We start from the raw sequence: 24381 nt of genomic DNA, 5'->3' as shown, positions 1-24381 counted from the left end.
AACAGTTATTTAATTACACCTTATTTAGCTCGAAGGCGTGATGCAACGCTCGAACCGCCTTGTGTAAGTCCCTTTCATCGATCACAGTTGACAATTTACTCTCCGATGTCGAAAGTAACTTAGCATGGATTGTTTCATTACCCAATACATCTAACATCTTAGTCAATAATCCAACTTTTGCCTGTAAACCTTTGCCAACTAAAGACACTTTTGCACGTTGACGCTCAACAATCAATTGGCCTAGATCAAGACTTTCGCTTAAAAGCTCTAGCTCATGCAATAAAATATCGACCTTGGCTTCGGCCAACATAAAACTGACACATTCGGCTGCTGAGGTTTCATTAAGCTTGAGCGGGGTAATAAACTCAACATCAATCTCAAGCCGTGCCAAGCAGGCTAACAGTGCTTGATAATGCTCACTGCTAGTAAACAAACCTTCGATGGTTAAGGTCGCAAGCGCCTTATTAATTGCAATACCTTGCACGGATGCGGCCATCGCTAGCTCTGATTCATCACCAAATTGGATCAATGTCCCATGGCCCGCCTCAAAGCTCGACAATACACGCAGTGGCACTTTAAAACGTTGTGCGTATTCAACCGAGTCGGGATGCAACACCTTAGCGCCGAGTTTTGCCATTTCTAACATCACATCAAAACCAATCACATCGAGGCGTCTGGCACTACTATCGATATTTGGATCGGTCGTAAATACACCGGGCACATCGGTAAAGATTTGACATTCATCGGCTTTTAACGCCGCAGCGAGTGCCACAGCCGTAGTATCAGAACCACCGCGCCCTAGGGTTGTTACATCACCATTGGGATCAATACCTTGAAAACCAGCCACAATCGGCACAATGCCGTCGTTTAGCAAAGAGGTTAAGTATGCCGTATCGACACGCTCAATACTCGCCCGACCAAACTGACTGTTTGTATGAATTTGGACTTGATCGCCAGTCAGGGATCTCGCGTTTATGCCGCGACGTTGCAACGCCATCGCCATTAACGCAATACTGATTTGCTCTCCCGTCGAGACCAGCATATCGAGTTCCCGCGCACTCGCGCGGGGATCGATTTGCGCCGCAAGCGCAAATAGTCTGTTGGTCTCCCCTGCCATCGCAGAAAGCACCAAGACCTGCAGCTCACCATTGTGAGCGGACTTTGCAATTTGCTCGGCAACCACTTCGATGCGTTCAATCGAACCCACCGAAGTGCCACCAAACTTCTTCACAAAAAGCTTGCTACCACTAAGCTTTCGTTTTTCGAGCACAGCAACCTCTTAAGCTAAACGCTCAGTAATCCAAGGTAATACTTGAGACAGTGCCGCATCCAGATTTTCTGGTTGGCTACCTCCCGCTTGGGCCATATCAGGGCGACCACCGCCTTTACCACCCACCTGCGCAGCAACCATAGCAACCAGTTCACCGGCCTTCACTTTAGCGACTAAGTCGTTGCTCACGCCCGCGATAAGGTTCACTTTGCCTTCTTGAGCCACACCGAGCAGGATAACGGCGGATTTCAGCTTTTGCTTTAACTCATCTTGCAGGCCACGCAGTGCACCTGCTTCAACGCCTTCAAGTTTCTTAATCAGCACATTTACGCCATTAACTACAACCGCATCACAGGCTAAATCCGCACTCGCTGCCGCAGCTAACTTATCTTTCAGTTGCTGCATGTCTTTTTCAAGTTGCTTCATTTTATCCAGTTGCGCTTTCAGCTTAGCCACAACGGATTGAGTATCGCCTTTAAGCAGTGCTGCCGCTTCTTCAAGTTGTGCTTGTTGCTGTGCCACATAGGCCATCGCCGCAGCGCCAGTTACCGCTTCGATACGGCGAACGCCCGCAGCGATACCGCCTTCAGAGGTGATTTTGAATAGACCAATGTCACCGGTACGGCCAACGTGAGTACCACCACACAGCTCGATAGAGAAATCGCCCATAGTGACGACACGCACTTGTGCATCGTACTTCTCACCAAAGAGCGCCATTGCGCCTTTTTCTTTGGCTTCATCAATCGCCATTTCAGCGACTTTCAGCTCATGGTTACGACGAATTTGGGTGTTGACTAACTCTTCAACCTGTTTCAATTCAGCAGGTTTCACCGCTTCGAAATGAGAGAAGTCGAAACGTAAACGCTCTGGGTCAACTAACGAACCTTTTTGAGTAACGTGAGTACCTAACACTTGACGCAGCGCAGCGTGTAATAAGTGAGTCACAGAGTGGTTTAACTGGGTGCGGTGACGCAGTTTCTTATCCACTTTTGCTTCAAGTACTTGGCCAACGCTTAAGCTGCCAGCCGTTAACGTCCCTTTGTGGCCTGAAGCTTGACCAAACTTTTGCGTATCGCTAACAGCAAACTCAATACCTTGAGCCACTAATACGCCCTTGTCACCGACTTGGCCGCCCGATTCTGCGTAGAATGGCGTCACATCAAGCACGACTACGGCATCATCACCCGCATTGATTGCAGGAACTGACTCACCGTTTAGGTAAAGTGCCGTGACTTTGGCATTGCCTGTGAGTTCTGAGTAACCACAGAATGCAGTTTCAGCATCAATTTTCAGTGCCGCGTTGTAATCGGCGCCGAAGTTACCCGCGGCTTGCGCGCGGCTACGTTGTTCAGCCATCGCCGCTTCGAAACCGGCTTCATCGACGATAATGTTGCGCTCACGGCATACGTCAGCGGTTAAATCCACTGGGAAGCCATAGGTATCGTACAGTTTGAAGACTGTTTCACCGTCTAAGGTGTCGCCCTGCAATTCGTTTAACGCGCTATCCAGAATACCTAAACCACGCTCAAGCGTACGAGCAAACTGCTCTTCTTCCGCTTTAAGGGCTTTTTCAACAATTACTTGAGTATCGGCAAGACCTTTAGCGGCATCGCCCATCACTTCGATTAGCGTCGGAACTAACTTGTAGAAGAAGGCTTCGGTTGCCCCTAACTTGTTACCATGACGCACTGCGCGGCGAATAATACGGCGCAGCACATAGCCACGACCTTCGTTCGATGGCATTACACCATCGGCAACTAAGAAGGCGCATGAACGGATATGGTCGGCAATAACGCGCAGTGACTTGTTAGATAAGTCAGTCACGCCGATGATTTCAGCCGCTTTAGCAATCAAGGCGCGGAAAATATCGATTTCGTAGTTTGAATGCACGCCCTGCATAATCGCAGCGATACGCTCAATCCCCATACCGGTATCGACTGAAGGTTTTGGCAGCGGCAACATTTCACCAGAGGCTTGGCGATTGTATTGCATGAATACTATGTTCCAGATTTCGATGAAACGGTCGCCATCTTCTTCTGGGCTACCAGGGCGTCCGCCCCAGATATGATCGCCGTGATCGTAGAAAATTTCGGTACATGGACCACAAGGACCTGTGTCACCCATTTGCCAGAAGTTATCTGAAGCGTATGGCGCGCCCTTGTTATCGCCGATACGAATGATGTTTTCAGCGGCAACACCAATCTTTTTATTCCAAATTTCAAAGGCTTCATCGTCTGTTTGGTAAACAGTCACACACAGACGCTCCTTTGGCAGCTTCAAAACTTCGGTCAGGAAGGTCCAACCAAAGTGAATCGCATCTTCTTTGAAGTAATCACCAAAACTGAAGTTACCCAGCATTTCGAAGAAAGTATGGTGACGCGCGGTATAACCAACGTTATCTAAATCGTTGTGTTTACCACCCGCACGGACGCAGCGTTGGGCAGTGGTCGCACGTGTATAGCTACGTTTGTCCATGCCAAGAAACACGTCCTTGAACTGGTTCATACCGGCGTTGGTGAATAAAAGCGTGGGATCGTTGCCTGGTACAAGAGAACTACTGTCCACAACTTGGTGACCATTGCTGCGGAAAAATTCGAGGAAAGCACTTCTAAGCGCTGCTGTCGTTTGATACATGAAATCGTCCTGAATTGGGTAAGCATGACCAGCTACACCATAAGGTAGCCGTATTTCTATTTGCCCAGCATTATAAGCAGACTGAGGAAAGACGACCAGCCTTGAATAGCGATATAGGCTTAGGAATCTCATATTTTCGGTGAGTTTGCCGCTAAGACATGGCTTATCACAAAAGCCAAGCGGTAAAGAGGAGTCGATGAGCCGAATCAACACGTCGGCCGAACGCAAAAGACAATGACCAGACAAGCCAAGGGCGGCGAGTTTATGCCATGACGTTAGTCATCATTATCTGCCAAAGGGTCGTAATCTAAGGCGTAGGAGACTTGTTCGTAATTAAAGCCTTGGCTCAGTAAAAACCGCACCCGTTTGGCTTTTTCTTTTGCAACCAGCTCACGAGAGTGTGAGCCTTTAACCTCGGTGACTTTAGGGGTTACATATTTTTTGATGGCTTTGGCTTTTGCTAGCTCAAACCAATCATGCTCATTGGCAGATAAGGCGGCTTCGATACAATCCTTTGAAAGCCCTTTTTGAGCAATGGCTTGGCGAATACGTATAGGCCCATGGCCACGGGCAATATGGCTGCGAACAAGAAGCTCGGCATAACGCTTATCATTGATAAAACCCGACGCTTCACAATCATCGAGAACGGGATCGATATCAACGACCTCAAAGCCTTTTTCGAGCAGTTTGGAGCGGATTTCTTGGCGGGAATAGTCGCGGCGCGCTAACAGCGCGACCGCGATTTGACGGGCTGACTGGCTCAGAATACTTCGCCTGTTTCGAAATCAACATTGCCTTCGCTATTTTCATCATCAGATGAAGATGAAGACATAGCGCTTGGGTTACTCAGCAGTAACTCACGCAGAGTTTTATCGATTTCAGCAGCAATTGCTGGGTTTTCAGTCAGATATTTACCAGCATTTGCACGACCTTGACCAATCTTGTCACCCTTGTAGCTATACCATGCACCGGCTTTTTCGATAAGTTTATGGGCCACACCTAAATCGACTAACTCACCGGTACGGTTGATACCTTGACCGTAAAGAATTTGGAACTCAGCTTGCTTAAACGGTGCAGCAACCTTGTTTTTAACCACTTTAACGCGCGTCTCGTTACCCACTACTTCATCGCCTTCTTTGATAGCACCAGTACGGCGAATATCGAGACGAACAGAGGCGTAGAACTTCAGCGCGTTACCGCCCGTTGTGGTTTCTGGGTTACCAAACATCACACCAATCTTCATACGAATTTGGTTGATGAAGATTAACAGTGTATTCGATTGCTTGAGGTTACCCGCTAGCTTACGCATCGCTTGGCTCATCATACGCGCCGCTAAGCCCATGTGTGAGTCACCAATTTCACCTTCAATTTCCGCTTTGGGTGTTAATGCCGCAACCGAGTCAACGATGATCACATCTACCGCTCCAGAACGGGTCAACGCATCACAAATCTCAAGGGCTTGCTCGCCTGTATCGGGTTGTGAACACAGTAAGTTATCAATATCTACGCCTAACTTTTTAGCATAGATAGGGTCTAGCGCATGCTCGGCGTCGATAAAAGCACAGGTTTTACCTTCGCGCTGAGCGGCGGCAATCACTTCTAATGTCAGCGTCGTTTTACCTGATGATTCAGGACCATAAATCTCAACGATACGTCCCATTGGTAAACCGCCAGCCCCTAAGGCGACGTCAAGGGAAAGTGAACCAGTAGAAATAGTCTCAACATCCATAGAGCGGTCTTCGCCCAGCTTCATGATGGAGCCTTTACCAAATTGCTTTTCAATTTGGCTCAATACCGCAGCAAGTGCTTTCTCTTTGTTTGGATCGACCTTCATTCCAGTTCCCTCATCTAGACAGTATCAGTACTGTCAAAAGTGATATTCAATTTAGTAAAGCGGGTAATACAAAAAGCGAGGCTCTTTGTCATAATCTGCTGACTAGTATACTGTACAATCATACAGTATCAAGACCTGTGAATGATTTATTTTTCAGTCAGAAAATTTTCCCGTTGAGACAAGCTTTTACCGACTCGTGCTGCAGATTTGTCAGGATATCAGTGAATATCCATGGTTTAAGGGTCAATTTTCAGAAAATTATTGCTAAGATTGGCGTCAATTTATTTTAGACAGTAACAGTGCACATCCACTGATTTTTTTATCCCATTACTGTACGACTTATTTCCCCGCTTTGGGCCGGCATAACGGACGAAAACGATTTAATGAATCCTATAGATACCGATGATTTAGAAAAACATACTCCTATGATGCGTCAATATTTGACCATGAAAGCGGAGCATCACGACATGCTGCTGTTTTATCGTATGGGTGACTTCTATGAACTCTTCTATGATGACGCAAAACGCGCCTCTGAATTATTGGGCATTTCCCTTACGGCCCGAGGCAAAAGTGGTGGCGATCCGATCCCGATGGCGGGTATCCCTTACCATGCGGTTGAAGGCTATCTAGCCAAATTGGTTCAAATTGGTCAATCGGTCGCGATCTGTGAGCAGATTGGCGACCCTGCTACCTCAAAAGGCCCGGTTGAGCGAAAAGTGGTGCGCATCGTCACCCCAGGTACATTGACCGACGAAGCCCTATTGCAGGAGAGGCAAGACAATCTGTTAGCCGCGGTTTACCAAGGTAAAGTTGGTTTTGGCTACGCGACCCTCGATGTGTCTTCCGGCCGCTTTGTGATTGCTGAATTAGAGACAAAGGAGTCCCTCGAAGCCGAGCTGCAACGTACCAATCCGGTCGAAATTCTCTATAGCGAAGATTTTGGCGCGATGGAGTTATTGCATCATTTTAAAGGCAAGCGTCGCCGCCCCGAGTGGGAGTTTGATTACGATACCAGCATCAAACTGCTGCTGGCTCAATTTGGCACTAAGGATTTGCACGGCTTTGGGATTACCGATGCGCGGCTGTCGCTGCAAGCTGCTGGCTGCTTAATGCAATATGTGAAAGACACTCAGCGCACCGCCCTGCCCCATATCAATGCCATTACCCGTTTCAATCAAACCGATACGATTGTCTTGGACGCGGCAACGCGCCGTAACCTGGAGCTGACACAAAATTTGAGTGGTGGTCGAGATAACACCCTAGCAGCCGTGCTCGACAATACCGCAACAGCGATGGGCAGCCGAATGCTGCAACGCTGGATCCATCAGCCGCTAAGAGACCATGCACAGATTTTTGCTCGCCAAACGGCCGTGAATGAATTACTCGGGACCGCGGCCCATGAGTCATTACATGAACAGCTTAAAGCCCTAGGCGATATCGAACGTATCATGGCAAGGCTGGCGCTTCGTACCGCACGTCCAAGGGATTTTGCCCGTCTACGCCAGGCATTAAACCTATTGCCTCAGTTGCAGCAGTCACTCGCGCAGTTAAGTGCGCCACATACGGTGAAACTAGGCCAACTCTTAGGTGAGTTTCCTGAAGAGCAACAACTGCTTGAGCGCGCGATTGTTGATAACCCGCCGATGCTTATCCGTGATGGTGGCGTGATCCGCGAAGGCTACAATGCCGAGTTAGATGAATGGCGAGGCTTAAGTGAGGGAGCCACTGATTATCTGGTTCAGCTCGAGGCGCGGGAAAAAGAGCGTACTGGCATTGCCACGCTGAAGGTTGGCTACAACCGAGTGCATGGCTACTACATCGAAGTCAGTCGCCTGCAATCACAGCAAGTGCCATTAAATTACCAGCGCCGCCAAACCCTTAAGAATATGGAGCGTTACATCACTCCTGAACTTAAGGAATACGAAGAAAAAGTGCTGTCGAGCCAAGGTAAGGCGCTCGCCCTTGAAAAACAACTTTGGGACGAATTGTTTGATTTAATACTTCCCAAGTTGCATGAGCTACAAGCCTTTGCCAGAGCGGCGGCCGAACTCGATGTACTGAGTAACTTTGCCGAACGTGCCGAAACCTTAGGCTATACCTGCCCAGAACTGAGCAGCGAAATCGGGGTAAAAATCGAAGCGGGTCGCCACCCTGTGGTTGAGCGTGTGAGTCAAACGCCTTTTATCGCCAATCCTGTCACCCTGCACAATCAACGCCGGATGTTGATTGTCACCGGTCCAAACATGGGCGGTAAATCGACCTACATGCGCCAAGTGGCGCTTATCACCCTAATGGCCCATATTGGCTGCTTTGTGCCAGCAGATCGCGCCATCATTGGCCCTATCGATCGGATTTTTACTCGGATTGGCGCCTCAGACGATCTCGCCTCTGGTCGCTCAACCTTTATGGTAGAAATGACTGAAACGGCAAATATTCTCCATAATGCGACCGCACAAAGTTTAGTCTTGATGGATGAAATTGGCCGTGGCACCTCAACCTACGATGGTCTGTCATTAGCCTGGTCCGCAGCGGAATATCTAGCGCAGCAAGTCGGCGCAATGACGCTGTTTGCGACCCATTATTTCGAGTTAACACAATTACCGGAACTCATGGCTGGCGTCTATAACGTGCACCTCGATGCAATTGAGCACGAAGACACCATCGCCTTTATGCATGCAGTGCAAGAAGGTGCGGCCAGTAAGAGTTATGGTTTGCAGGTAGCGGCCCTTGCTGGGGTACCTGCACGGGTGATTAAGGCGGCAAAACACAAGTTACATCAGCTTGAGAGCCGCGATCATCAAGTGGAAGGTGCTAATGTTAACGGCACTAGGGCACCGATCCAAACCCTGCTCGCCCTGCCTGAGCCAGTGGAGAATCCCGCTGTTAGTAAATTAAAAGATATCAATCCCGATAACCTGACCCCAAAACAGGCGCTGGATTTACTCTACGAGCTAAAACGCTTGAGTTAACACATAGAGTGAAAACTCGCGATAGCATAAACGCACAGCATAAAAAAACGCCCTGAAAATTGGGCGTTTTTTATGACTTGTTGAACTGGTTTAAGGCTAAATGTCGAAACCTTAATCTCTAAACTTTAGTCTCTTAACTTTTCTCTCTGAACCTTAATTTCTAAGCCTAATTTATAAACTTTAGTCTCTAAACCTTAGTTTCTAAAAAGTGCCTCTACGGAGAGACCTTGAGCGCCCAGCAAATCACGTAGGCGTTTTAGGGCTTCCACTTGAATTTGGCGAACACGTTCACGGGTGAGGCCAATTTCTGCGCCTACGTCTTCGAGGGTTGAGGGTTCATAACCCAACAAGCCAAAGCGGCGCGCTAACACTTCTCTTTGCTTGGTATTGAGTTCGTTAAGCCATTTCACCACTGAGTTTGAAATGTCTTCATCTTGTACTTTGTAGTCTGGCCCTACGTTGTCGTCATCGGCAAGCACATCGAGTAATGCCTTGTCGTTATCGCCACCTAAGGGGATATCGACAGAGGTGATCTTCTCATTGAGCTTCAGCATACGGCTGACGTCAACACTGGATACTTGCAGTTTTTCGGCAATTTCTTCTGCCGTAGGTTCGTGGTCAAGTTTTTGCGCTAATTCCCGAGCCGTACGTAAATACACGTTGAGTTCTTTTACCACATGGATTGGCAAGCGAATCGTGCGGGTTTGATTCATGATGGCACGTTCAATCGTTTGTCTGATCCACCAAGTCGCATAGGTTGAGAAACGGAAGCCTCTTTCTGGATCGAATTTTTCCACCGCACGGATCAAGCCAAGATTACCCTCTTCGATTAAATCCAGCAGCGCTAGGCCACGATTATTGTAACGACGGGCAATTTTAACCACGAGTCGCAGGTTACTCTCAATCATACGATTACGGGATTTTTCGCAGCCTTTTAAGGCCTTACGGGAAAAGTAAACTTCTTCTTCTGCGCTAAGCAGTGGGGAAAACCCTATTTCACCTAAATAGAGCTGGGTGGCATCAAGATTTTTTTGCAGGTCATCTTGAACCTGTTGTTCGAGTCCTAGTTCTTGAACTAAATCAGCGGCAATATCCTCTTTATCGAGATCAAACTCTGCGGTATCTACGGAAAAATCTACTAGTTCTTCTGCGGCAGTGCTATTTATGCGGCTCATGATCAAATCTCCCAAACCTAATGTAAACTGCTTGAATTACTGCAATTTTTTATCCTCCATGCCAACAAGGCCCTAAACAATCATTGCTTAGGTAAATAGTTAAGTGGGTTAACAGACTGACCGTGGTAACGGATTTCGAAGCGAAGCATTACCTGATTAGTACCTGTACTGCCCATTTTTGCAACTGTCTGTCCAGCGAGGACATGTTGCTTTTCTTCGACTAAGATCTGATCTGCATGAGCATAGGCACTAAGGTAATCGTCACTATGTTTAATAATCACTAAATTACCGTAACCCCTAAGAGCACTACCTGCGTATACCACCCGCCCATCTGCAGCGGCTTTGATGATATCTCCGCGTTTTCCTGCGATCTTAATTCCTTTATTTCCCTGCTCATTGGCAGAGTATGTCCCAATCAATTTACCTCTTACTGGCCATTGCCACTGACTCACACTGTCTGGCAGTGTTGATGTCGGGACGACGATCGAAGGGTTAATATTTTGTTGAGAGCTTGTTGCAGAATACGCAGGCTTGGCTTTCTGATCAAGTGTTTTTTTCTGCTGTTCACTTGACACGTTTTTCGCGGAAGAATTGTTACTAGCTGATTGTTTATCAAGAGAATTAGCTTTATTTTGCCCTTTAGACGCAGAATTACTTCCACCTAAAGTTGTAGAGCCTTTGCCATTTTGCCCGCGATCATTCGTTAAATATAAAATCTGTCCAGGATAGATGGTGTACGATTTATCTAGTTGATTAATTTTAGCAATTTCGGCGAAATCTTTACCTGCAGCCCAAGAGATCGAGTAAAGGGTGTCACCTTTCTTAACTTTATATGAATTAGATTTAATGTGGCCTTTGTTATGTTTGGAATAACTGTGGGAAAGACTTTCGACAGGTGCGGGGCGACTCGCCTGAAAGCTACAGCCCGCAAGCAACAACACTAAACTGAGGTTTAAGAGTAAACCCGCATTCAACAATAAAAACTCCTCTTTAGGGCTATCTTACTGTTTTACCTAATTATAAAGGTCAAGTATTTAACGAAGTGACCTAAAGCCAAAAACTTAAGCGCATAACTTAAGCGAGCTCGCCATTGACCAAGGGAACAAATTTGACAGTTTCTATCACTTCGGAACTAAAACGGTCCGAGCGGCGGGTAAAGCGCATCAATTGCTGCGTCTCTTCACCAACGGGGATAATTAATACACCGCCTTCGGCTAACTGGGATAATAACGCTTCAGGAACCTTTGCGGCAGCTGCGGTGACCATAATGCCATTATAGGGGCTACGATTCTGCCAGCCCTGCCAGCCATCGCCATACTTAAAGGAAACATTATGCAGATCGAGCCGCTTTAATCTTTGCCTTGCTTGGATCTGTAACGTCTTTATACGTTCCACAGTGCAAAGCTCTGGTACTAATTGGGCGAGAATCGCCGCTTGATAACCTGAGCCCGTTCCGACTTCAAGCACCTTATGTGGTTTATGTTGAAGCAGTAACTCAGTCATTCGCGCGACGATATAAGGCTGAGAAATCGTTTGTCCTTGGCCTATGGGCAAGGCGGTATTTTCGTAGGCTTTATGGGCCAGCGCATTATCAAGAAACAGCTCACGCGGGGTATGGGATATTGCCTTAAGAACGGCTGGATGGCGGATCCCCGCCTCCTGAAGCTTTTTAGCTAAATTCACCGCCGATGTTAAGGCAACTCGAGTCATATTTTATCTACCCAATCTTGCAATACCGATAATTGTCTATATGCGGTCAAGTCCACGGTTAAGGGAGTGATCGACACATAACCATGGGCTACCGCATGGAAATCCGTTCCTTCACTCGCATCTTGCTCAACTCCAGGTGGGCCAAGCCAAAAAATCTCTTTTCCCGCAGGATCCTGCGTTCGCACTATGCCTTCGGCCTTATGCCGTGCACCCAGGCGTGTCACCCTGATCCCTCTAATCTCATCGAGCGGTAAATCAGGCACATTGATATTGAGGATCTGATCGCTCGCAATCGGATGCGCTAACAGCCCCTGCACGATCCGCCGCGCATACACAGCCGCGGTGTGATAATGCTTTAATGCCTTACCATTAAGCGAAATCGCAACGGCGGGGAAACCTAAAAAACGCCCCTCCATCGCCGCCGCTACTGTGCCCGAATATAAAGTGTCATCACCCATATTCGCGCCAGCATTGATGCCCGACACCACCATATCCGGTTCACCATCACACAGCTCACGTATGGCTAAGTGAACGCAATCAGTGGGTGTACCGTGAACCGAAATATAACCATTATCTAACCTATTAATTCTTAATGGGTTAGTCAAGGTTAAAGAGTTACTTGCGCCGGAACAATTACGATCGGGCGCGACCGTCATCACAATAGCGATTTCGGCGAGCGCCTCGGTTAAGGCTTTGATCCCCGGCGCATTCACACCATCATCATTACTGACTAGGATGCGGATCATGAAGAGGACTCATCATGCTTTGGCGCACTGGTCTCTGGGGTATTGAGCTCAGCCGTCTGACTCACTGTTGCAGTATTAGCCTCAGCATCATTCGCATCAGGCATGACTGTCGCTTGCCATTGCAGCTCTTTCACATCTTGATAATCAACCAACTCTCTTAACAGCGATGTCGCAAAGCTACCCGCAGGTAAGATAAATTCGAGCACTAATCCATCCGCAGTTTGCTCGCACTTAAGGCCTTGAGGTTCGAGCAGCAATGGACGACGCTCCTGCTCAAGCCCCGCGTGCTCAAGGCCGTAGCAATCTTCGCTCAGCTCTGCCATGGCAAGAGTTTCAACCTCGGCGGCCTCGCCCTGCGGCAGCATTTTCCCGCGGCCCCAAAGTGGCGCAGAAAGCTGAATATCCTTCTCAATCAAGCGTTTTAATACTACTAAGTCCCATTCAGGCGTGACGAAAAAGCTCTTACTACCCGCCAGCATCACACAATCACCCGCTAAGGGTTTAGTGCCATGATTAGCCAAACGATAGGAGACGACAGTATTGAACAGATTGGAGCGCACCGCAGACAGATACATGCTGCGCTTATTACGGTCTTTCACCTTTTTACCCGCCAGCATTTGCCGTCCCATCACGAGGTTTTTACCATCGTGACCGAAACGCTGCTCACCAAAATAGTTAGGCACACCAATTTGGCTGACTTTTTCGATGCGGCTGATAATGTCTTCCACATTTGTGACATTGCGCAGAGTAAGAATAAAACGGTTGCCCAAGAGTGCGCCAATACGCAGTTTTTTGCTGTGGCGACTACTGGATAATATGGTTAAGCGCTCGCTGTTAAGCTCGCTCCACACAGGGGTTTCTTTACCTGGGATACGAATGCCAAACCACTGTTCTGTGATGGCATTTTTATCTTTTTGTCCGGCATAGGTCACCTCTTTGGGATGAACCTTAGCGAACTTGGCCAGCATTTCAGCCACTTGTACCGTGTTCAGCCCATCCTTACGAATGTGGACTAAATGATGCTCGCCCTCACCCGACGGGCTAAAAGGCAAAATCTCTTTCACGATAAAGTCGCTGTTAACGGTTCTTAAATCGGCGGTGGCCGTCGGTTTGCCGTACAGGTAATGTAGTTCGCTCATGGGTCTTTCTTATCTCTTAAAGTTTCAGGCTATTGGCGGCTGAGTAATACAACGGCTTCGACCGCAATGCCTTCTTTGCGGCCGGTAAACCCGAGTTTTTCTGTGGTGGTGGCCTTAACGTTGATATCGGCAATGTCAGCATTAAGATCGGCCGCCAGCACTAGGCGCATATCCTCGATATGCGGCGCCATCTTAGGCGCCTGGGCAATGATAGTGACATCCAGATTACCCAGCTCAAATCCCTTCGCCCGCGCTAATGCATAGCAGTGGCGCAACAAGACGCGACTATCGGCGCCCTTATAGGCGGCATCGGTATCGGGGAAATGTTTACCAATATCCCCAAGGGCCATCGCCCCTAGAATGGCATCGGAGATGGCATGCAACACCACATCACCGTCGGAATGAGCCACCAACCCAGTTTCGTAAGGGACTTCGACCCCACATAAAATTAACGGGCGCGCTTCACCAAATTTATGGACATCAAAACCATGGCCGATTCGGATTTTCATTACTTATTTCCTAACGTATTTAATAGATTGCGCAATTCACTCTGCTTGGCTTCAAGCATTCGCGCGCAGTAAAAAAAGCTCTGCCAACTCCAAATCATCGGGATGGGTGACTTTAATGTTATCCGCCCGCCCCGCGACTAAACCTGGGGAAATGCCCGCCCATTCCATCGCCGAGGCTTCATCGGTCACAACGGCCCCTGCGGCAAGCGCGGCTTTTAAATGCAATCGCAACAAGGAGGTTGGGAATAACTGCGGCGTCAAGGCATGCCAGAGATTATCGCGGCAAACGGTCGAGCTGATTTCACCTAAGCTATTGGCTCGCTTCATGGTATCGCGGACTGGCATCGCCAAAATGGCACCTTGGGGAAAGTGCACCCGCGAAGCCAGCAATTTATCTATGTCTTGCGCCGTTAAGCAGGGTCTAGCCGCATCGTGTACTAAAGCCCAACCATTGTCGGGCGCCTTATCGAGTGCCGCCAGCACTGAGTCGGCGCGCTCAGAGCCGCCAATAACAGTCACCAGCTTGGGATGCTTGGCCTGGGGCAACGCGGCAAACTCGGTATCCTCAGGATGCAGCGCGACAATCACTTGGTTAATTTGCGGATGGGACAATAACTTGTCTAAGGTATGAGCCAGAATGCTTTGTCCCAACAAAGTTAAATATTGCTTGGGTTTACCCGCGCCCATGCGGCTGCCAATCCCCGCGGCTGGCACAATTGCAACCACATGGTGCGAGAAAGGATCAATTTGAACTGCAACTTGGGTTTCGACCTGCGGCGCGGCTTCTAATACGGTATCCATAGGCGCTCCGTTACTGCGAGGGACTCGATACTGAACGGTCACCGCCCACCACGCGATAGAAGGTTTCGCCTTCTTTCACCATGCCTAGCTCGTTACGCGCCCGCTCTTCAATCGCTTCGGTACCGCTCTTAAGGTCGATAATTTCCTCTTTAAGCACTTGATTACGCTCATTGAGTTTTGCATTACCTTCTTGCTGAGCCGCGATCTGTTTTTGCAGAACAAAGTATTCGGGCAGGCTGTTATCGCCCGACCACAGCCGATATTGCAGCAAACCGAGAAGCACTATGAGTGCAATGACAAAGAATTTCATGGAGGAATTAGCGTCAGTATCTTGAATTAAAAAAATATACTGCAGATAGTACAACAAAAAAGGCCACCAAGTGGTGGCCTTTTTACATCAGACGACTAAATTACGCCTGACCTTTGATTTCTTTCAAACCACGGTATGGCGCTTTTTCACCTAATTGCTCTTCGATACGCAGCAATTGGTTGTATTTAGCAACACGGTCAGAACGGCACAGTGAACCCGTCTTGATTTGGCCAGCCGCAGTACCTACCGCTAAATCAGCGATAGTCGCATCTTCAGTTTCACCGCTACGGTGTGAAATCACCGCAGTGTAACCCGCCGCTTTTGCCATACGGATAGCCGCTAAGGTTTCAGTTAATGAACCGATTTGGTTGAACTTGATCAGGATTGAGTTAGCGATGCCGTTCTCGATACCACGGGTTAAGATCTTAGTGTTAGTTACGAATAAATCGTCGCCCACTAATTGGATCTTGTCACCCATGATCTTAGTTTGGTACGCCCAACCATCCCAATCTGACTCGTCCAGACCGTCTTCAATAGAGACGATTGGATATTGCTCAGTCAGTGATTTCAGGAAGTCAGAGAAACCGTTTGAATCGAATACTTTGCCTTCGCCAGACAGGTCATATTTACCGTCTTTGTAGAACTCAGAAGCCGCACAGTCTAATGCCAGAGTCACGTCGGTACCCAGCTTGTAACCTGCTAATTCAACGGCTTCTTTTATTACCGCTAATGCATCAGCGTTAGAAGACAGGTTAGGTGCGAAACCACCTTCGTCACCCACAGAAGTGCTTAAACCTTTGCCGTGCAGTACTTTCTTCAGTGTGTGGAAAATCTCAGCGCCCATACGTAAGGCTTCGCGGAAGTTTTTCGCGCCAACAGGTTGAACCATGAATTCTTGGATATCAACGTTGTTATCAGCGTGCTCGCCACCGTTGAGGATGTTCATCATAGGCACTGGCATAGCGTATTGGCCAGGAGTGCCGTTTAGTTCCGCAATGTGAGCGTATAAAGGCATGCCTTTGAATGCTGCAGCCGCTTTAGCCGCCGCTAAAGACACAGCCAGAATCGCGTTAGCGCCTAACTTGTCTTTGTTTTCAGTGCCGTCTAAGTCGATCATGATTTGATCGAGTTCAGCTTGTGCAGTCGCATCTTTACCGATTAACGCCGCACGGATAGGACCGTTTACGTTAGCCACAGCCGTTAATACACCCTTACCTAAGTAACGGCTCTTGTCGCCATCACGCAGTTCCAGCGCTTCGCGGCTACCGGTAGAAGCACCAGATGGCGCAGCCGCCATACCGATAAAACCACCTTCTAAATGCACTTCGGCTTCAACTGTTGGGTTACCACGAGAATCCATAATCTCGCGACCAATCACGTTAATAATCTTAGCCATATTACCCTCGATTTAAGTTTAAAAGAGAAAAGAAAAAACCAATACCAATGGGAATTAACAGATGTAGAGTACGACCAAAATCTTTAAATTCCGTTTACTATTTCCGTCTATACGCATGTCGTTTATACACATGGGTATGAGTTTTGACTCATGATTACGCGGCCTGAGTGTAACAAAAGGCCGGGCCCACTGTCGCGGGTCCGGCCTTAAAATTTATTTCTTCAGATCACGTTTTTGATGTGCACTTGCGGCAGCAACGAAACCTTCGAACAATGGATGACCATCGCGTGGGGTCGAAGTGAATTCTGGGTGGAATTGACCCGCTACAAACCAAGGATGATCTTTCAGCTCAATCATCTCAACCAGTTTACGGTCAGAAGATAAACCACTAAATACCAGACCCGCTTGCTCTAAGCGTTCTCTGTACTTGTTGTTCACTTCGTAACGGTGACGGTGACGCTCAACACAAGTGTTACCTTTGTACGCTTGCGCCGCTTTTGAACCTTCAAGCAGGTGGCATAACTGCGCACCTAAACGCATAGTGCCACCTAAATCAGAGGCTTCATGGCGTTGTTCAACGTTACCTTCTTCGTCAACCCATTCGGTGATTAAACCAACCACTGGGAATGGCGTTGCTTTATTGAATTCGGTTGAGTGTGCATCGGCCATGCCAGCAACGTTACGGGCAAATTCAATCAGCGCTACTTGCATACCTAAACAGATACCAAAGTACGGCAGCTCGTTTTCACGGGCATATTTAGCCGCCAGAATCTTACCTTCCACACCGCGCTCACCGAAGCCACCTGGAACTAAGATACCGTCTAAACCTTGCAGAACTTCATCGCCTTTCGCTTCAACAGTTTGTGAGTCGATATACTTGATGCTCACAGATACACGGTTCTTCAGACCCGCATGCTTTAATGCTTCGTTGACTGACTTATAGGCGTCTGGCAGTTCGATGTATTTACCGACCATACCAATCACGACTTCGCCGTTTGGATTGGCTTCTTGGTAAATGACGTTTTCCCACTCTGACAAGTCGGCTTCGCGGCACTCTAAGCCAAAACGCTTAACCACTAAGTCATCTAAACCCTGTGAGCGCAGTAGCGCAGGGATCTTGTAGATACTGTCGACGTCTTTTAATGAAATAACCGCACGTTCTTCAACGTTACAGAATAACGAAATCTTCGCACGCTCGTTGGCAGGAATCGCGCGGTCGCCACGGCAGATCAGCACATCGGGTGCAATACCGATAGAACGCAATTCTTTCACTGAATGTTGAGTCGGTTTGGTTTTCACTTCACCCGCAGCGCCAAGGAATGGCACTAAGGTTAAATGCATAAACAGGGTACGATCGCGGCCCAGTTCAACGCCTAATTGGCGGATAGACTCAAGGAATGGTAGTGATTCGATATCACCCACAGTACCGCCGATTTCTACGATAGCCACATCGTGACCTTCACCGCCTGCAATGACCTTTTCTTTGATCGCGTTAGTGATGTGTGGGATCACCTGAATCGTCGCACCTAAATAGTCACCGCGACGCTCTTTACGCAGCACTTCCTCGTAAATACGACCCGTAGTGAAGTTGTTGCGACGGTTCATCTTAGTGCGGATGAAACGCTCATAGTGACCAAGGTCAAGGTCTGTTTCTGCGCCGTCCTCAGTCACAAACACTTCACCATGTTGCGTTGGGCTCATGGTACCTGGATCAACGTTAATGTATGGGTCCAGTTTCATGATGGTTACATTGAGACCACGGGCCTCTAAAATTGCGGCTAATGAAGCGGCTGCAATGCCTTTACCTAGTGATGAAACCACACCACCAGTAACGAAGATATACCTTGTAGTCATGCTGAACCTGAGAAAATGAGTTTGAAAATACGTGCTTGTAAGAAAGCACTAGGACGGGGCAGTAGTATACCAAAGGTGTTGCCATTCGACAAACACCAATCCGGATAATTTGCCCTTTATCTTGGCTCGCCCTGTTTAACCTTATCCCAATAGGCATCTAACTCTTCTAAGCTATGTTCTTCTAATGCTTTATTATTTTGTTTTGCAAATGCCTCTACACCTTTAAAACGGCGTTCAAATTTAACATTGGCTTGGCGCAGCGCTTGTTCTGGGTCCACCTTTAAATGACGCGCCAAATTTACCACTGCAAATAATAAGTCGCCCATTTCGGCCTGCACTTTGGCTTGGTCGAGCGTTGGCTGATTCACCTCCGCCAGCACTTCATCAATTTCTTCATGGATTTTTGCGACAACGGGCTCAAGCTCAGGCCAATCGAACCCGACACGTGCGACCCGCTGCTGAATTTTGATAGAACGGGATAACGCCGGCTGTGCACGCGGAATATCATCAAGCACAGAAACCTCGCTTGATGAAGTCACCCCAGCCGCCAATGCCTTTTGCTCACGCTCGCTGGCTTTGATTGCTTCCCAATTGGCTTTCATTTGCTGACTACTGGCATCGGCCTCAAACACTTCATTACCAAACACATGGGGATGACGGCGGGTCAGTTTGTCGGTGATTTTATTGACGACTGTGCTGAAATCAAACCTGCCCTGCTCTTTGCCTAGCTGGCAATAAAACACCACTTGGAATAATAAATCGCCGAGTTCATCGGGCAGCTCGTCTAGGGCTAACCGTTCAATCGTGTCGGCCACTTCATAGGCCTCTTCGAGAGTAAAAGGCACTATGGTTTGAAAGGTCTGCGCCTTATCCCAAGGACAACCCATTTGCGGATCGCGCAGCTTCTCCATAATCTTCAGTAGCGGCGCAACATCGGTTGCTGAAAGTGCTGTTGCTGAAAGCTCAGTAATAGAAGGCGTGGTATGGGAAGTCATGCAGATATCCTTTCAAGAGAGTCGACACAGGTGCAGAATGCGTAAACAGGAATACACTCAAGCTGAGTCGCAACTAAGGCTGTAATAAGGGCAATAAAGCGCTAATGATAAAGTAGCCAAGCTAAAAGTGCTATTTAGGGTCTGGTATTAGGTTTTAACGAAGAGGATATGCCCTAAAACTAGATAAGTATGTCGTCAGGTGTGTAGGATGAATTGTCATAGTTTCCCCTGTGACACGCCATAAACTCGTCCCTGAGGGCTCGACGGCGGCATCCATGCCGCCAACGGTCACAGTTGCAACAATGACAATCTTTACGACCATTGAACTGTTTATCTGGCTAAAAGCTTTTGCCCCATTCGAAGTTAGCAACGCGACTTGAGATGAACATCACAAGCCTAATGTTGACCAAAATTGAGTAATGCGACAAAGTGACGACTAAAACGGTGGCGATTCACTGGTCTGACGGGCTTAACACTCAGCGTACGAATAAAATTTTGAAATCATGGATAGAACAATGAGCAAAAATCAGAAAACTGCATTTTGGTCGATTTTTATAGCTTTCTGTATTGTTGCAACTGCAACCATATATTCGCAGGGAGCATTTGAAAATCTACAGTTTGGTGGTGCTTTAATATTAACCATATTGTATTTGGTCTGTGGGTTCTTTATTCATTTGTATATAAAGAAGAACCCCACGGAAGTAGAAAAATGGTTTCAAAAGTAATGTCATTACATCACTGTGCTATTTTTGCCCCAATTCCGTGTTTCGGCTCGTTAGCTCAACCGAAAATTCCCACTCCTGCTGCCATACAAATTCTTATCTCTTTGCCTATGTTTGGCCTTACCAGAAATCGACTAACAATGTATGGGTATACAGTCGTATTTAAATTTAGGTGTTTTGGTATGATTTTCAGACAAAATCAGTGCGCACTAACTCCATGCGTAATAAATAAAGTGCTATAAAATCAATTAACTATAGAGACTGAATTTTAGTTAATAGGTTTGAAAAACGCGCATGCGCACTAATAAAATGTTACGTGTCACGGAAGCATTGATGAAGAATTACAAGTTTGAATTATTCGCAGATTACTTTCAGGTCTACCTTATGGATGCAGAGGCAGACGACGATACCTCGGAAGTCTGGACGAATGAAGCGCTTGATCTAAAGCTAGGAGTATTACCAAATACTCTTGCGGTTGGGACATTCCGCAATGTTGATGTACCTGTTGAAGTAGAAATCCACGAAAGCGAACCAGAGGTAAGTCTCGCTGAGTGGGATCATGCTTCTAAGGGCTACGTCACAATGAAGTCGGGCAGTTGCGCAGTATTCGGTTGCACAGACTATTTACCTGATGCAGCAAAAATTGAAATTTCCCCTGGAGAGTATGCTGTGCTTTCTCTAGCTAAAGGGCTTGACTCTATAACAGAGGAATGGGAAGACGCAGATGATATCTATAGGGTAATTCTTTGGCCTTCATCCAATAAAGAGTACAAAGTACTAAAGCGCTATGAAAACACGTAACAAGCCGCTCAAATTCGTTCCGGCCACAAAAAGCGTGGCCTCCACCGGACTCGCTAACGCTCGCCGTTTAGCGGAGCGTTAGGTGCACTAAATCGAGATTCAATGAAACCTGTAGATAAGTTAAATAAACTGCGCTTCGAAAGCTTTTGTAAACGCATAAATTTCAAACACTGTGTTATACCTGTCGTTAAAGAAGCCGTAGAAGATGGGGCTGATATATATGAAGAATATGGGGCAATAAAGCCATACATTCATATTATCAGTGAAGAATGGATAGAGCATAGAGAAAGCATTGAAAATGAAATATGGAGTGACTCCATTACTTTAAACTTTGGCCGTAAACCACTACCAATTAGGCCCGTTGTCCCACATAAATCAAGATCAAAAATCTTGTCAGAAGATCAAGCCTCCATGGTTATATCTCAGTCAGTCGCTGGAGATGTAGTGGCTCTTATTTACCCACCAAAATCTGACCTATTGTCATCAAATAAAGAGTGTTATGTTTTTGAGCGATGGAGTAACCCAGCAGATATCACAACTAATTCAATTAAGAAATTAATTAAGTTTACTCTAGAGATTAATAATTTTACTCAAACACTAGTTTTTCCAAATCCCAGAGGCATGAAAGCAACGATTAAGCTACAAGCTAAAGATGAGGTTTTAGCAAATGGTGGATCACGGATATGGGTCTGGGTGATTTATATAGTGAAATTTATTCGTGGTGTTGCAAAAATGTATGGAATGGCATCACCTAACAAGTAAAGGCATGGAACGCGAAAAAGCACCGCGCCCCTGCTTTAAGCGTTAGCCATAGAAATTTTTATCCGAAACAGACGCGTTTGAGTTAAGGCTTTGGCACGAAAATGTCCCAAAGCATGCTGTGTGTCTCTTTGAAACCTGCAGCCAACAACGATGCTAGGAAGCTGAGCAATGGTGATTTGCGAGACGAGCGTCCGCCCCATGGCCGCTCTTTGGCATCCATGCCACCGCAGCATTCGTGAATCCATTCACATCAGACGGGCGGTCGAGCATCCAAGGACGGACTCGCTGCGCGTCGGGGAGCAAATGCCATTGCTCAGAATGGTGAACAGCCTCCCTGCACCCCGATCTATATCTCTTATCAAAGTATTCTATATTGCTAATTTCGAGGCTAATCGCTTCGAAAGGTATTGCTAACCTTAAAGCCGTCTTGCTTCTATCACGCTATCGACTTGGGAGAGCTTAGATAACACCCGCGATAAGCCATCGAGGTTGTATAGCTCTAATTCCAGCTCGATGGCTGCCGTCTGATTCTTAATATCCGATGAGGAGCTCATGGCGAGTACATTGGATTTTTCGGCGGCGAGTACCGAGGTGAGATCCCGCAATAAGCCGCTGCGATCATGGGCTAATACGCGCAGGCGCATACGATAACCACCAGAGTAATTTTCGCCCCAAACCACATCGACGCCACGCTCAGGGTGAACGCGCATCAACTCTTTCACCTGTTCACAGTCGGAGCGATGCACCGAAATACCGCGTCCTTTGGTGATAAAGCCTAAAATTTCATCCCCAGGTACGGGCTGGCAGCAACGGGCGATATGGCTGAGTAAGTTACCCACGCCATTCACTTCCACCTGACCACGGCTGTTGGTGCCAGATTTAGGTTGGCTCTTCTTAACTAATTCTTCTACCGCATCTTCTTCGCTCACCTCATCGAGGCGCAACTTACTTTGAATATGGTTAACGACCTGATGTAAACGCACATCACCGCCGCCGATGGCTGCAAGCAAGTCGTCCATACTCGCCATATTAAAGCGCTCAACGGCGATGGCGGCATCTTTGATTTTAAGGCTGACTCGCGCCAACTCGGCTTCGAGCATTTCTTTACCGGCGATAATGTTTTTATCGCGGTCCTGCTGCTTAAACCAATGTTGAATTTTCGAGCGCGCCCGCGATGTGCGGATATAACCTAAGTTTGGATTGAGCCAATCGCGCTTAGGATTAGGGTGCTTCGAGGTGATGATCTCGATACGCTCACCCGTTTCGACCTGATAAGTAAACGGCACAATGCGGCCATCGACCTTGGCACCGATACACTTATGGCCGACCTGCGAGTGAATATAATAGGCAAAGTCGAGCACGGTTGAACCGAGTGGCAAGTCAACGACTTCACCGCTTGGGGTAAAGACATAGACTCTATCTTCAAACACTTGGCTACGGACTTCTTCGACCAAGTTGCCGCTTTCGACCACGTCTTCCTGCCATTGCAGAATTTTACGCAGCCAATTGATTTTTTCTTCGTAGCCGCTCTGTTTGCCGGAGTGATTACCTTCTTTATATTTCCAGTGCGCGGCCACCCCCAGCTCTGCATCTTCATGCATATCTTGGGTACGAATTTGAATTTCAACGGTTTTACCTTCTGGCCCTACCACTACGGTATGAATCGATTGATAACCGTTAGGTTTAGGGTTGGCCACGTAGTCGTCGAACTCGCGCGGGATATGGTGCCAAAGAGTGTGCACGACCCCTAAGGCGCCGTAGCAGTCCTGCAAACGTTCGGTGACAATACGCACGGCGCGCACGTCAAACAACTCATCAAACTTGAGGTGTTTGCCCTTCATCTTGCGCCAGATGCTGTAGATATGTTTTGGACGACCATACACCTTAGCGCGGATATGATCCTCATCGAGGCGCTGCTGCAACTGCTCGACAAATTTTTCGATATAGACTTCGCGGTCTAACCGCTTACCGTCTAACTGTTTCGCAATGTCCTTGTAAGTATCTGGATGCAAATAACGGAAGGAAATATCTTCTAATTCCCACTTTAACTGACCAATCCCCAAACGGTTAGCGAGCGGCGCATAAATGTCGGCAATTTCGCGGGCCAGCAAGACGCGGGTTTCTTCGTCGGCATTTTTCACGGCGCGCAGCAAACAAACACGCTCGGCCAGTTTGATCACCACGGCGCGTACGTCTTCAACCATCGCCAGTAACATGCGGCGGATATTGTCGATTTGCGGCTCGGTTGAGCGGCTATTGGGATTGATTTTTAACGCACCAATGGCATCCATGGTCACAACGCTGGCGACTAACCGCGCGAGGGACTCACCAAATTTTTCTTTGATCGCTTCTTCGTTTAATAAGCCGGCATCAAACACCACAAACAAGATAGCCGCTTGCAGCGTCTCGATATCCATATTCAGCGGCGCGAGGATTTCAATCATCTCGCGGGCACGTTCGAGTAGTTCTCTTTTCGCGGCAGGACTCTTAGCGGGTAAGGCTTCGACCTGTGCAATCAGGGTGAGTAAGGTTTGCGCCTCCTCGACATGACTGACATAGCGAGCCACCCAATCTTCAAGATGAAAATCGGGATCATTAAAGTGCGCTTCGCGAACAGAGACCATCTAATTTATTTCCTTATTCGTGCTCAGAGAAAAGTGGCACCACCTCGGCACTCCTATCTTCAGCATTGGCACGGACTTGTCAAACCCAACGAGACGAAACTTCACATTTTTTACGTTATTCAAACGCTTT

Annotated in this window: 20 protein-coding genes; 4 read left to right on the top strand and 16 right to left on the bottom strand. The window is 47.6% G+C overall.

Going from position 1 to position 24381, the window contains the following annotated elements:
• Positions 1–13: 13 nt before the first annotated feature.
• The 4 genes from N7386_RS05800 to recA all read right to left on the bottom strand — a co-directional run bounded on the left by N7386_RS05800 (position 14) and on the right by recA (position 5738).
• Positions 14–1270: an aspartate kinase gene (locus N7386_RS05800; protein ID WP_109287347.1), complete on the bottom strand. Its 1257-nt coding sequence runs from the start codon at positions 1268–1270 to the stop codon at positions 14–16.
• Between the two features lie 9 nt (positions 1271–1279).
• Positions 1280–3904, bottom strand: a complete 2625-nt coding sequence (gene alaS, locus N7386_RS05795; RefSeq protein WP_279767412.1) for an alanine--tRNA ligase — start codon at positions 3902–3904, stop codon at positions 1280–1282.
• Between the two features lie 275 nt (positions 3905–4179).
• A complete protein-coding gene (locus N7386_RS05790) occupies positions 4180–4590 on the bottom strand; it encodes a regulatory protein RecX (protein ID WP_347815256.1) in 411 nt (136 codons plus the stop codon).
• A 74-nt stretch (positions 4591–4664) separates the two neighbouring features.
• Positions 4665–5738, bottom strand: a complete 1074-nt coding sequence (gene recA / locus N7386_RS05785; protein WP_011716225.1) for a recombinase RecA — start codon at positions 5736–5738, stop codon at positions 4665–4667.
• 383 nt (positions 5739–6121) lie between these two features.
• On the opposite strand from recA, the gene mutS reads away from it, so the two are divergent.
• Entirely contained in the window at positions 6122–8707 is a 2586-nt protein-coding gene (gene mutS / locus N7386_RS05780; protein ID WP_279767410.1) for a DNA mismatch repair protein MutS, read from the top strand.
• Between the two features lie 194 nt (positions 8708–8901).
• Here the strand turns inward: mutS and rpoS are convergent, their stop codons facing one another.
• The 11 genes from rpoS to mazG all read right to left on the bottom strand — a co-directional run bounded on the left by rpoS (position 8902) and on the right by mazG (position 19342).
• A complete protein-coding gene (gene rpoS, locus N7386_RS05775) occupies positions 8902–9882 on the bottom strand; it encodes an RNA polymerase sigma factor RpoS (RefSeq protein ID WP_011621912.1) in 981 nt (326 codons plus the stop codon).
• Between the two features lie 80 nt (positions 9883–9962).
• A complete protein-coding gene (locus N7386_RS05770) occupies positions 9963–10859 on the bottom strand; it encodes a peptidoglycan DD-metalloendopeptidase family protein (RefSeq protein WP_279767407.1) in 897 nt (298 codons plus the stop codon).
• 97 nt (positions 10860–10956) lie between these two features.
• The gene (locus N7386_RS05765; RefSeq protein WP_279767406.1) at positions 10957–11592 is read right to left on the bottom strand and encodes a protein-L-isoaspartate(D-aspartate) O-methyltransferase; all 636 of its coding nucleotides are present in this window, start codon (positions 11590–11592) and stop codon (positions 10957–10959) included.
• Positions 11589–12338 (bottom strand): 5'/3'-nucleotidase SurE, encoded by a 750-nt coding sequence (surE, locus tag N7386_RS05760; RefSeq protein ID WP_279767405.1) that lies wholly within the window; start codon positions 12336–12338, stop codon positions 11589–11591. The genes N7386_RS05765 and surE overlap by 4 nt, the downstream gene beginning before the upstream one ends.
• Positions 12335–13477, bottom strand: coding sequence for a tRNA pseudouridine(13) synthase TruD (locus N7386_RS05755; protein WP_279767402.1), 1143 nt, complete (start codon positions 13475–13477; stop codon positions 12335–12337). The genes surE and N7386_RS05755 overlap by 4 nt, the downstream gene beginning before the upstream one ends.
• Positions 13478–13506: 29 nt before the next feature.
• Entirely contained in the window at positions 13507–13986 is a 480-nt protein-coding gene (gene ispF, locus N7386_RS05750) for a 2-C-methyl-D-erythritol 2,4-cyclodiphosphate synthase (RefSeq protein WP_220057573.1), read from the bottom strand.
• Between the two features lie 51 nt (positions 13987–14037).
• On the bottom strand, positions 14038–14787 hold the full coding sequence (gene ispD, locus N7386_RS05745; protein ID WP_088210809.1) for a 2-C-methyl-D-erythritol 4-phosphate cytidylyltransferase: 750 nt from the start codon (positions 14785–14787) through the stop codon (positions 14038–14040).
• A 10-nt stretch (positions 14788–14797) separates the two neighbouring features.
• Positions 14798–15097 (bottom strand): cell division protein FtsB, encoded by a 300-nt coding sequence (ftsB, locus tag N7386_RS05740; protein ID WP_011625569.1) that lies wholly within the window; start codon positions 15095–15097, stop codon positions 14798–14800.
• A 100-nt stretch (positions 15098–15197) separates the two neighbouring features.
• Positions 15198–16493 (bottom strand): phosphopyruvate hydratase, encoded by a 1296-nt coding sequence (gene eno, locus N7386_RS05735; protein ID WP_011621904.1) that lies wholly within the window; start codon positions 16491–16493, stop codon positions 15198–15200.
• A gap of 213 nt (positions 16494–16706) precedes the next feature.
• Positions 16707–18347: a CTP synthase gene (locus N7386_RS05730; RefSeq protein WP_023267550.1), complete on the bottom strand. Its 1641-nt coding sequence runs from the start codon at positions 18345–18347 to the stop codon at positions 16707–16709.
• A 116-nt stretch (positions 18348–18463) separates the two neighbouring features.
• Complete coding sequence (gene mazG, locus N7386_RS05725; protein WP_279767399.1) at positions 18464–19342, bottom strand: nucleoside triphosphate pyrophosphohydrolase; 879 nt, start codon at positions 19340–19342, stop codon at positions 18464–18466.
• 515 nt (positions 19343–19857) lie between these two features.
• Here mazG and N7386_RS05720 point away from each other — a divergent pair.
• The 3 genes from N7386_RS05720 (at position 19858) to N7386_RS05710 (ending at position 21627) form a co-directional block, all read left to right on the top strand.
• The gene (locus N7386_RS05720; protein WP_279767397.1) at positions 19858–20067 is read left to right on the top strand and encodes a hypothetical protein; all 210 of its coding nucleotides are present in this window, start codon (positions 19858–19860) and stop codon (positions 20065–20067) included.
• Positions 20068–20397: 330 nt separating this feature from the next.
• On the top strand, positions 20398–20865 hold the full coding sequence (locus N7386_RS05715) for a hypothetical protein (protein ID WP_279767395.1): 468 nt from the start codon (positions 20398–20400) through the stop codon (positions 20863–20865).
• A 102-nt stretch (positions 20866–20967) separates the two neighbouring features.
• Positions 20968–21627: a hypothetical protein gene (locus tag N7386_RS05710; RefSeq protein WP_279767393.1), complete on the top strand. Its 660-nt coding sequence runs from the start codon at positions 20968–20970 to the stop codon at positions 21625–21627.
• A gap of 416 nt (positions 21628–22043) precedes the next feature.
• Here N7386_RS05710 and relA read toward each other — a convergent pair whose 3' ends face one another.
• Positions 22044–24251, bottom strand: a complete 2208-nt coding sequence (gene relA / locus N7386_RS05705) for a GTP diphosphokinase (protein ID WP_279767391.1) — start codon at positions 24249–24251, stop codon at positions 22044–22046.
• Between the last annotated feature and the right edge of the window lie 130 nt (positions 24252–24381).

It is taken from the genome of Shewanella sp. GD04112 (genome assembly GCF_029835735.1).
In the GTDB taxonomy this organism is placed as follows: Bacteria; Pseudomonadota; Gammaproteobacteria; order Enterobacterales; family Shewanellaceae; genus Shewanella.
This window is presented reverse-complemented; position numbering and strand designations above follow the sequence as displayed.